Origin of the sequence: Streptomyces oryzae, from assembly GCF_017676365.1 — a bacterium.
Lineage (GTDB): Bacteria > Actinomycetota > Actinomycetes > Streptomycetales > Streptomycetaceae > Streptomyces > Streptomyces oryzae.
Genome location: NZ_JADKMA010000235.1, coordinates 1 through 10,397, shown reverse-complemented (window position 1 = coordinate 10,397; position 10,397 = coordinate 1). Strand labels below are relative to the sequence as shown.

9 protein-coding genes and 1 pseudogene are annotated in these 10,397 nt (G+C 71.0%); 8 read left to right on the top strand and 2 right to left on the bottom strand.

Going from position 1 to position 10,397, the window contains the following annotated elements:
* Together ITI46_RS30560 and ITI46_RS30555 are read right to left on the bottom strand one after the other, a co-directional pair.
* Positions 1-355 (bottom strand): annotated as a pseudogene (locus tag ITI46_RS30560) (hypothetical protein); the annotation flags it as partial.
* Positions 356-417: 62 nt separating this feature from the next.
* Positions 418-1,218: a lytic transglycosylase domain-containing protein gene (locus ITI46_RS30555; RefSeq protein WP_209243174.1), complete on the bottom strand. Its 801-nt coding sequence runs from the start codon at positions 1,216-1,218 to the stop codon at positions 418-420.
* A gap of 276 nt (positions 1,219-1,494) precedes the next feature.
* Between ITI46_RS30555 and ITI46_RS30550 the strand changes: the two genes are divergently transcribed.
* From ITI46_RS30550 to ITI46_RS30515, 8 genes are all read left to right on the top strand, one after another.
* A complete protein-coding gene (locus ITI46_RS30550) occupies positions 1,495-2,121 on the top strand; it encodes a DUF6668 family protein (protein WP_209243173.1) in 627 nt (208 codons plus the stop codon).
* Positions 2,118-2,399 (top strand): hypothetical protein, encoded by a 282-nt coding sequence (locus ITI46_RS30545; RefSeq protein ID WP_209243172.1) that lies wholly within the window; start codon positions 2,118-2,120, stop codon positions 2,397-2,399. The genes ITI46_RS30550 and ITI46_RS30545 overlap by 4 nt, the downstream gene beginning before the upstream one ends.
* A gap of 81 nt (positions 2,400-2,480) precedes the next feature.
* Entirely contained in the window at positions 2,481-2,753 is a 273-nt protein-coding gene (locus ITI46_RS30540; RefSeq protein WP_209243171.1) for a hypothetical protein, read from the top strand.
* Between the two features lie 44 nt (positions 2,754-2,797).
* Positions 2,798-3,580, top strand: a complete 783-nt coding sequence (locus tag ITI46_RS30535; protein ID WP_209243170.1) for a DUF8175 domain-containg protein — start codon at positions 2,798-2,800, stop codon at positions 3,578-3,580.
* 1 nt (position 3,581) lies between these two features.
* Positions 3,582-4,886 carry a hypothetical protein gene (locus ITI46_RS30530; protein WP_209243169.1) on the top strand — a complete coding sequence of 435 codons (1,305 nt, stop codon included), beginning with the start codon at positions 3,582-3,584 and terminating at the stop codon, positions 4,884-4,886.
* A gap of 193 nt (positions 4,887-5,079) precedes the next feature.
* Positions 5,080-6,576, top strand: a complete 1,497-nt coding sequence (locus ITI46_RS30525) for an SCO6880 family protein (RefSeq protein ID WP_209243168.1) — start codon at positions 5,080-5,082, stop codon at positions 6,574-6,576.
* A gap of 44 nt (positions 6,577-6,620) precedes the next feature.
* The gene (locus tag ITI46_RS30520; protein ID WP_247746832.1) at positions 6,621-8,624 is read left to right on the top strand and encodes a putative type IV secretion/conjugal transfer ATPase; all 2,004 of its coding nucleotides are present in this window, start codon (positions 6,621-6,623) and stop codon (positions 8,622-8,624) included.
* 8 nt (positions 8,625-8,632) lie between these two features.
* Positions 8,633-10,397 (top strand): type IV secretory system conjugative DNA transfer family protein (locus ITI46_RS30515; RefSeq protein WP_209243175.1); only part of this gene is annotated, 1,765 nt, incomplete at its 3' end.

Here is a 10,397-nt window from a genome sequence, read left to right as displayed (position 1 = left end):
GGGCCGGTGGCTGCGTCACCGGTTCAGGGGGTGACGGTGTCGGAGTGGCCGCCGGCTCGGTGCCGGGCTCGATCAGTTGGCTCGAACCGTCGGGGGCGACCCGGATATGGGTCGCGTAACCGTTCTCCCGCAGGTCGAGGATGGTCACCTCGACCGGTTCGCCCCTGGCACGGGCCGCGCGGTGCACCTCGTCGAGGATCGCGACGTGGATCTCCTGCCCTTCCGCAGCCGACAGCCGGGCACCGTTGAGCGCGGCGCTCCCGTTGCTGCTGATGAGGACCTCGAAGCGGAAAGGCCCCTGCTCCGGTCCGTCGTCATGCCGCGCCTGCTCCTGGCGCACTTGCTCGTACAGCATGAGGTGTTCACTCCTCCGCTCGTCTCTCGGATCGAGGGTCGGTCGGTAGCGGACAGCACGGCCTAGCCGGACTCGTCCGGGCTCGGGCTCATGGACGCGGACGGGAACTCGGACGGGGCCACGGCGCCGCCGATCCCCTCGAATCTGGGGAAGAGCGACCGGACGCCGACCACGTAGCCCTGCGCCTCGGGAGTGTCGGGGATGCCCTTGGCGGCCTTCACCGTGTCCAGCCCCACCTCGTAGGCGGCGAGCGCCAGATCGAGGACGCCCTGTCCGTCCGGGGCCTGACCGCTGTCGACGATCGGCTTGACCTCGTCGGCCAGCGAGCACATGTACTTGGCCTGGGCCATGATGGAGTCCTCGGCGTCGGTGGCCTTGGTCTCGTCGTTGTCGTCCTTGTCCTCGCCGAACTCCTCGAACTTGTCGGGCGGGAGCTGCGAGATGCCTTCCTCCCCGTTCGGCCCCTTCATGTCCTTGTTGAACGAGGACTCCTTCTCGATCTGCGCCGCGATGACGACCGGCCCGATGGCATCACAGACGTCTCCGGCGTCCTCGATGGTCTCCGCCAGGTCCGCGGGAACCGTCTCGGAGTTCAGCTCACCTTTGCCGTCACCTTGGACGGACTCCGAGACCTCCTCGGAGCTGATGCCGCCCGAGTGCGAATCGGGGCCGCCGCCCCCGCCGCCGAAGAAGAGGATGATCGCGATGATAGGGGCGAAGAGGACGCCGAGCCCGCCGTAGATGAAGACGAAGACGCCCCCGCCGGCCATCGCGGCCAGGAACGCCATGCAACCGGTGCAGCCTGCTCCCCCATACAGCGCCGCCTTGGGACTGCCTCCCCCGTCACCGTCGCTCTCGCTCATGGGTGCAACACCTTCTCTCCTCAACTCGACGACGCCGGGCTGCCCGGCGCGGTGAACCACTTCCGCTGAAGTCACGTTGTGGCTCTCCGACGGAGCACACCGCGCATGCACCGCGCATGCACACCGGAACGCGAACCGGGACGAATCAGTTCAAAAATCTGCCCCGCATTCCGGTCGTAGAAGGCATAGAAGCCACAGCACCGCATAAGGAGCAGCAGGTGCAGAAGCGCGGAAGCACAGACAAGCCACGAGCCCTGGAGAGGAGGCCGGACGCGCATGAGCGTCCCTCCAACGGTGTCCGCTGGTCCGCAGATCTGGGTGCGCGGACCGACCGCCGTCCAGCGGATTGCGCTGCACGGCTACGCGGCGCACGGGCGCCCCGCAGTCACGGCCGAGCCACCGGCTCCGGCCCGGCCGGCGCAGCCGTACCCGGAGCTCGGGGAACCCCCGAGGGGTGGGGGCGGCCCGGTCAGCTGGGTCGGGGCGCACGGCGGTGCCGGGGCCAGCACGCTCGCCGAGGTGGTGGGCGGTCACGACATGGGGCGCGGGTGGCCCGACCCGGCTCGGGGCGAGCCCGGCGAAGTACTGCTGGTGGCGCGGACACACGGCACCGGCCTGCGGGCGGCGGGCCGGGCACTGGAGGCCCTTCAGCGGGGGGAGCACCCGGCGGGCGTCGAACTGCTGGCCGTGGTGCTGGTCGCCGACGGGCCCGGACACCTGCCGCTCCACCTCGGGCAGCGGGTGAGGGTGCTGCGCTCCGCCGCGGATGTTGTCCGGGTGCCCTGGATCCCCGAGTGGCGGGGCGAGAAGCGCACGGGTCCCACGCCGAAGGTCGTGCGCGAACTCGCCGCGCTGGCCGGAACCGAACCTGAGAAACCCGGGAAACGGGAGAGAACGCGATGACCGTCGAAAGCCATGTGCCACAGCTGCTGTTGGCCGACCTGTCGCCCTACCAGCCGACCGCGGCCGCGGACAACCTGCTCAGCTGGCTCGCCTGGGGGGCCACGGCCGCCGGCGTTTTCGGGCTCATTGTCGTCGGGCTGCAACTGACCCTCCAGTTGCGCCGCGGGGAAATGGGTGAGGGCGCGATGTACTTCCGAGGGTTCTTCATCATCGTGCTCGCCTCGGTCATCGCCACGACTGCCGGGCCCATCGTGGAGTTCTTTGGGCCGTATCCCTGACAGATCCCGCGCATTCCCCGGCTTCCACGCCATGTCCGCCGCATCCACCGCAAGTTGACAACGAGCAAATCGGAGACCCCCATGAAGAGTGCCATGCTCAACCTCTACCTGGCCGTTCCGAAGCCGAGCAGCCAGAAGCCCGCCGGAGTCGGCGAAAAGATCGAGAAACTGCTCGGGGCAGCCTTCTGGGCCGGCACCGTCGCCGGTGTCCTCGGCATCATCATCACCGGCATCATGATGGCCGTTTCCCTGAAGCGCGGCGAGAGTTCCGAACACGTCAGCCGGCTCGGCATGGTGCTGTGCGGCTGCTGCCTCATCGCCGCTTCGGGAACGTTCGCGGGCTGGCTCTTCTAGTGAACCGAGCGAACCGAGCGAACCGACACAGGGAATGAGTAGCGATGTTCGGACGCAAGCAGGGCGACGGCCCGGCGGATGACTCGGCGTTCTGGAAACAGCGCGGCTGGATCTTCTCCGCGGTGTTTCTGGCAACCGTGCTGCTCGCCGCGGGCGTCTCCTATCTGGCGAATTCCGGCAGCGGCGAGGCCAACGCCGCGACCGGCGACCGCAAGGCGCGCAGCGGACCGCTGTCCACCGACGATTCGAAGGGGCGCAAACGGGCGCCGGGCGAGCGACCGGAAGGCTGCAGGACCGAGGACGACCAGGGCAAGGACACGGCGCGGCCGACCTCGGCGCCGAAGGACGTGGCGTGGAAGGAACTCGCCGGCACCATGGTTCCCACCTCGCCGTCGGCCGGGCCCACACAGTTCAGCGGACCGGTGTGGTGGTGCTACGCCCGTACTCCCATGGGCGCGGTCATGGCGGCGCACGGCATTCTCACGCATATGAGCACCGCCGACTGGCGCACGGTTGCCGAACAGCAGATCGTCGCGGACGAGGGCCGCGAGAAGTTCATCAACCAGCGGGCCACCAGGCCGCAGTCGGATGTGGAGAGCCAATCCCCCGGGGTGCCCTCCGGGTTCTCCGTGCCCTCGTATTCGAAGAACGCGGCAGAGGTGCATCTCCTCATCAAGAGCCCAGGGGGGAGCCTCACCTCGACGACGGTCTCGATGCGCTGGAGCGGCGGCGACTGGAAAGTGGAACCGCACTCGAACGGGGCGCTCTTCACTCCCTCGTCCACTGCCATGAGCTCCGGAGGCTTCATCAAGTGGGGAGCGGCCTGACATGGATTGTGACGGCGGTACGGGGAGTCCTTTTCTGGACGCCCTGAAGGGATTCTTCGAGTTCCTCGGAGATCCGATCGGCTCCATCGTCAAAGGCATCGCCGACATGATCATGGCGGGCGCCATCAGCGCGTTCGGCGCGGTGACCGCCACGGTGCCGACCTTCCTGCCGGCGAAGTCCGATCCCGTACACGCCCAAGTGCGGTGGCTCGTCGTCTACGTCGCCGTGGGATCGCTGCTCTTCGCGTGTATCCGCATGGCCGCTGAGCGCCAGGGCGAACCGGGCACGACCGCACTGAAGGGCATGGTGCGGCTCATCGTCGTAGCAGGCGGCGGTACGGCCATCGTGGGAGCCGCAGCAAGCGTCGGCGACGACTTCTCGAATCACCTGTTCGCCGGTGCCGTCAACGAGCAGATCCAGAACATGGGGTGCAGCAGTTCGTCGAGTGTCGAGCCGTTCCTGCTGCTGATCCTCGCCTTCCTCCTGCTGATCGCGGCCATCGTGCACACGATCCTGCTCTATGTGCGGCTGGGAGTCATGATCGTGCTGTTCGGCACGCTGCCCCTGGCCGCTGCCGCGTCCATGAGCAACTGGGGCGGCGGATGGTGGCGCAAGCACATCGGCTGGATGATCGCCTGGCTGCTCTACAAACCCACTGCCGGACTCATCATCTACGCGGGCTCCGACCTGCTCACGGGCGGCGAAGGGGGAGGCGAGGAAGCGGCCAACATCCACGCCAAGATCGCGGGCATCTGCGTGATGCTGCTGTCGGCCATCGCCCTGCCGGCGCTGCTGAAGCTGATCGTGCCGGCCACCGCGGCGCTCGGCGGTGAGAGTGCCTACTCCTCCGCCGTCTCGGCCGGGGGCGGCGCCATCGCCTCCGGGGCGAAGTCGCTCGCCGGTGGCGCGGGGTCCTCCGGTGGCGGTTCCGGAGCCAAGGGGCCCTCAGGCGCCTCGGGCGGCGGCGGCCAGTCCGGGCACGGCAGTTCCGGACCGTCGGGGATGGCCAACGGTGCCATGGGCTCCGGCGGTGGCGGCGGTGGCGGTTCCGGCCAGTCCAGCGGCGGAGGCGGCTCCGGCCCGTCCGGTGGCGGCTCGGGCGGCTCCGGCGGCTCAGGCCACGCCGGTGGCGGCTCGGGCGGTGGATCCGGCGGAGCCCCCAGCGGTGCCGCTCGGGGCGCCGGCGCAGCAGCGGGCCCGGTCGGTATGGCGGTCGAGGCAGCGGTGGCCGCCGCAAAGACCGCAGGAAAGCTCGTCGGCGGCTCCGTGGACGGTGCCGACGGCAGCAAGGGCCACAACCAGTAGACCGCAATCTCAGCCCGCCAGTTGGACCGCGCAGCCGGGCCGGGCCGCACACCCGGCCCGGCGCACGGCCAACGCACCGCCCGGCGCACCGGCCCGTGCGCCGCCCGCACAACCGGCCCGGCCGCTGCCCCAACCCAACACGGTCTCACCAGTACGGACTTCCCACTCTGGGACATGGAAGGAAACCGAACGCATGTCATCCCATGCCGCGTCGTCGAGCCCGACCTACGGGAACTGGCGCCGGCCGAGGCGTCCGGGGCTCGGATCCTTCGGCATGCTCGGTACCGCCGGGCTGTTCGGTGGGCTCATCATCACACTGCTCGCGTCACTGGCGTCGCTGACCGCCGCGCTGATCGTGATGGTCCCGATGGCCTTTCTGCTGACGCCGCTCGTGATGCGTACCCAGGACGGGCGCAACGCCTATCAGTTGCTCGCCGTGCGCATCGGGTGGTTCCGGCGCAAGTCCAAGGGGGCGACGACCTATGTCTCGGGGCCGCTCTCGCAACGCCCCGGCGGCCGGTTCCAACCGCCAGGGCTGCTCGGCAGGGTGCAGATGCACGAGGGCAGGGACGCCTACGACCGTGACTTCGGCGTCCTGTACCACAGTGGCCGCCGCCTCTACACCCTCGTACTCGCCTGCGAACCCGACGGCGGCTCCCTGGTCGACCCCGACCAGGTGGACAACTGGGTGGCCGCGTGGGGCCACTGGCTGGCCCAGCTGTCGCACGAGCCCGGGCTGCGCGGCGCCTCCGTCATCGTCGAGACGGCACCCGACTCGGGCACCCGGCTCGCGCACGAGGTGCTGCCGCGCCTGGACCCGAACGCCCCGGCGGCGGCGCGCGCGGTGATGGAGGAGGTGGTCGAGCGGTATCCGGAAGCCTCCTCCGAGATGAACACGTACATCACGCTCACCTACGGCATCCCCGCCGGGCAGAAGGTCAACCACGACGACATGATCATCGATCTCTCCACCCGCGTTCCCGGCCTGCTCGCCGGGCTGGTGGGCGCGGGCGGCGGAGTCGCCTATCCGCTGTCCGCCGAGCGCATCGCCGAGGTCGTACGGGTGGCGTACGACCCCGATGCCGCGGGCGAGATCCTCGACGTCCGCTCCCAGTACGGCTACACCGGGCTGGAGTGGGACGACGCGGGGCCCGCCGCCTGCGTGGAGACCGTCACCTCCTACCAGCACGACTCCGGGGTCTCCAGGTCGTGGATGCTGACGCTGGCGCCCCGCGGCACCGTACGGTCCAACGTGCTGCGCGGGCTGCTGGAGGCCCACCCCGGCACCCGGCGCAAGCGGGTCGCGCTGCTCTACCGGCCCATCGATCCGGCGACCTCGGCCCGCATCGTGGAGGCCGACCGGCGGGCGGCCCAGTTCATGGCCACGTCAGGCCGCGGTCTGGTCCGGGCACGGGCCGCCACCGAGGTACGCGCGGCCGAGCAGACCGCGCAGGAGGAGGCCACCGGCGCCGGTCTGGTGGAGTTCTCGATGATGATGACGGTCACCGTCGACAGCGACGAGGAACTGGCCGACGCCGGCGCGGCCATGCAGAACCTCCAGGGGGCGTCCCGGCTGTCGATGCGGCCGGCCGACCGGATGCAGGCCGCGGCCTTCAGCTGCACCCTCCCGGTCGGGATCCTCCCCTGGGAGCTGACGCTGGTCCCGCGCGATCTGCGGGAGGCCCTGTGAGCCCACGCGACAGGAACCGACAGCTGGACGAGAGGGGCCACGGCATGGCCGACACCAAGGCGAAGCGCAAGGGGCAGCCGAAAGGCGAGACGAAGGGAAAGGCGACGGGAAAGGCCAAGGGGAAGGACAAGGGTAAGGGCGGCAAAGGCAGGACTCCGGCCCCGGCCCGGCCGAAGCAGCCGACGACGCGCGGCTGGCCGGGGCCCGGCGGCGGACAGGTCGGCGGTATCGACCCGCCGACGATGTGGCGGGCGACGACGGTGCAGGCATGCGGGCTGTGGCCGTTCGCCGCGGGTTCGGGCGCCCCGATGTCCGGCGTTCCGCTGGGCCAGCACATCCACACCGGCGCCACGGTGTGCGGCGATCCGCTCTCCTGGTTCACGCGGGCGCGGTACATCTCCAACCCGTCGCTGTTCATGCTCGGCATGCCGGGCCTCGGCAAGTCCACCCTGGTCAACCGGATGCTCATCGGTCTGACGGCAACGGGTGTTGTCCCGCTGGTCCTCGGCGACCTCAAGCCCGACTACGCCGATACGGTACGCGCGCTGGGCGGCCAGGTGATCTCCATCGGGCGCGGCATGGGCGGTATCAACCTGCTGGACCCGGGCGCCATGGGCGAGGCAGCACACCGGATCGGCGGGGCGGCGGGCCGGGCACTGGCCGCCGAAGCACACGGCCGCGTGCTGAACATGGTGGCCGCACTGGTCACCATCGTCCGCAACCGTCCCATGGACGACCACGAGCAGGCGGTGGTCTCGGCCGTGCTGCACCATCTGTACGAGAGGACGCCGCCCGGCAGGACCGTGGTGCTGCCCGATGTGCTGAGGGTGCTCAGCGAGGGCCCCGACCGGGTACGCGCCGTGACCCTGGACCGGGGCGACGAGACCCGCTACCGCGACGCCGTCGATCCCCTGCACCGCTCGCTGCTGGGCATCCTGGACGGACCGCTGGGTGACACCTTCGCCTCCGAGACCTCGACCCGCGTCGACCCGAGCGCGCCCGCGGTCTGCATCGACATCTCCCGGATCGGTGAGGCGGACACCCAGCTGACGGCGGCGGCGATGCTCGCGGCGTGGTCCGACGGGCTCGGCTCGGTGGCCGCCTCCCACGCGCTCGCCGATGCGGGCCTGACCCCGCGGCGCTGGTTCTTCACCGTGCTGGACGAGCTGTGGCGGCCGCTGCGTGCCGCGACCGGGATCGTGGACCGTATCGACGCGCTCACCCGCCTCAACCGCACCCTCGGGCTGGGCGACGCCAAGATCACCCACACCCTCAAGGACGCGGAGTCGCTGGGCACCGAGGCCGACAAGGCGAAGGCGCGCGGCTTCGTGGAGCGTGCGGGCATGGTCGTCTGCGCGGGGCTGCCGCGGGCTGAGATGGAGGAACTGGGCAAGATCGTCGGGCTGTCCGAGCGGGAGATCGAACTCGTCTCCTCCTGGTCTTCGCCCCCGGGCTGGGCACAGACGGGCGAGCACGAGGAACCGCCCGGCCGCGGCCGCTTCCTCATCAAGGTGGGCGGCCGCCCCGGCATCCCGATCCGGGTCAGCATCACCGACACCGAGCGCCATCTGCACGACACCAACACCCGCTGGGTGCAGAACGACCACCCGGGAGGGCAGGCGGACGGCGGCACTTTCGAGGGCGGTGCTGCTGTCGCGGGTGCCGACGCCGGCGCAGCCGAACCCGTACCACGTATCGGTCCCGCACCCCGCGTCGAACCCGCACCCCGCACCGGCCCCGCGCCCCGCGTCGAACCCGCACCACACACCGGCCCCGTACCCCAGGTCGAACCCGCACCCCCCACCGAGCCCGTACCCCGGGGCGAACCCGCACCCCCCACCGAGCCCGTACCCCGGGGCGAACCCGCACCGGCGGCCCAACTCAGCCCGGAGCCCGGGCCGGAGGCCCGTCCCGCGGCTGGGCCCGGGCCCGAGATATGGGTGCGGGCCGCGCCCGAGCCGGTGCCGCAGCAGGCGCCACCGCAAGGGCCGGAGCTGTGGCAGAGGCCCGCGCAGGAGCCGGGCACGGACAGGAGGACCGCATCGTGAAACCGGGCATGAACGCGCGGGACCTGGCCCCGTGGGCCATCGTGGCGGCGATGGCCACAGCCCTGATGACGTCCGGCGGCGTCTGGCTCGGCGGAACGCTGGGCGCGGCGCTGACCGGCGCGGGGTGGCGGCCCCCGCCGTTCTCCGTCTCGATAGCCGTCACGCTGCTCGCGGGCGGCCCCGGAGAACTGTGGCCGGGCGCCTCGCCCTTCGCGGTGTGGGCCGGTGTCGTACTGGTCTTCGGCGCCGTGATCGCGGGAGCCGTCCTCGCCGTTCGGAAGGTGCTGGCGTACGCCTCCCGGCAGAAGGGGCTCGCCGGGAAGCGGGAGCTGGCCTCCATGCTCCCGGCCGGCATCGAGAAGCGCGCCCGCGACCTGCGGCCCTCCGTCAAGAACGAGCCCGAGCTGCACCCAGACCAGACCGGCAATCTGCTCGGCGACCTGGAGCCCAACGGGCCCGAACTCCGCTCCTCGTTCGAGGACGTGGAGCTCGATCTGATGGCCCCGCGCGCGGGCAAGTCCACCGGAATCGCGGTCCCCCGCGTGCTGCGCGCGAACGGCGCTGTGCTGCTGACCTCCAACAAGTCCGACGTCTACGCGGTCACCCGGGCCGAGCGCGAGAAGACCGGCATCGTCTGGACGTTCGACCCGCAGGGCATCGCCCACACGCCGCGCGCCATGTGGTGGAACATGCTGGCCGACTGTCACACGATCGAGGGCGCCCGGCGGCTGGCCGGGCACTTCGTCGCCTCCGTGAACGACGACGCGTCGAAGAAGGACTTCTGGATCTCGGCGGCGCAGAACACCCTCACGGCGCTGTTCCTCGCCGCGGCGCGCGGCGGGGCATCCGTCACGGACCTGCTCGGCTGGCTCGCCGACCCCGCCGACCGCACCCCCGTCGATCTGCTGCGCGACGCCGACATGGTGGCGATGGCCGAGCAGTTGCAGGGCACGGTGCGGGGCGCGGTCGAGACCCGGGACGGCATCTACGAGACGGCGCGGCAGTGCGTGGCCTGTCTGCTCGACCCGGAGATCGCCGCCTGGGTGCAGCCCGACCCGTTCCTCCCCGAGTTCCGCCCGCACGAGCACGTACTGGGCCGCGACACCCTCTATCTGCTCTCCAAGGACGGCGGCGGCTCAGCGGCCGGTGTCATCGCCGGTCTCGCCGACGCCACGCTGCGCGCCGGGGTGATGGCCGCCGAGCGGATGGGCGGCCGGCTCGATCCCCCGATGACGGCCGTACTGGACGAGGCCGCCAACGTCTGCCGTATCTCCGACCTCCCCGACCTCTACAGCCACCTCGGCTCCCGCGGCATCAACGTCGTCACTCTGCTGCAGAGCTACCGCCAGGGCTCCCGCGTCTGGGGCGAGGCCGGCATGGACGCGCTGTGGAGCGCCGCCACCATCAAACTCCTCGGCGCGGGCCTGGACGACGCGGACTTCGTTGACAAGGTCTCCAAACTCGTGGGCCAGCACGATGTGAAGACCCCCAGCTACTCCAGCGGCAAGGAAGGCGGCTCCCGTTCGGTCTCCTACCGCCTGGACCCGATCCTCCCCCCGGACAAGATCCGCGCCCTTCCCAAGGGCACGGCCCTGCTGCTGGCCACCGGTATCCGCCCCGCGCTGATCCGGCTGCGCCCCTGGTTCAAGGAGCCGGGGGCAGCGGCCATCTCGGCCGCTGCCAAGGCGGAGACGGAAGCGATCACGGAGCGGGCAGCGCAGGCGTGGGCGGGCAGGAACGCGCCAGTCATGGGCCCCGCCGTCGGCCCGCCCC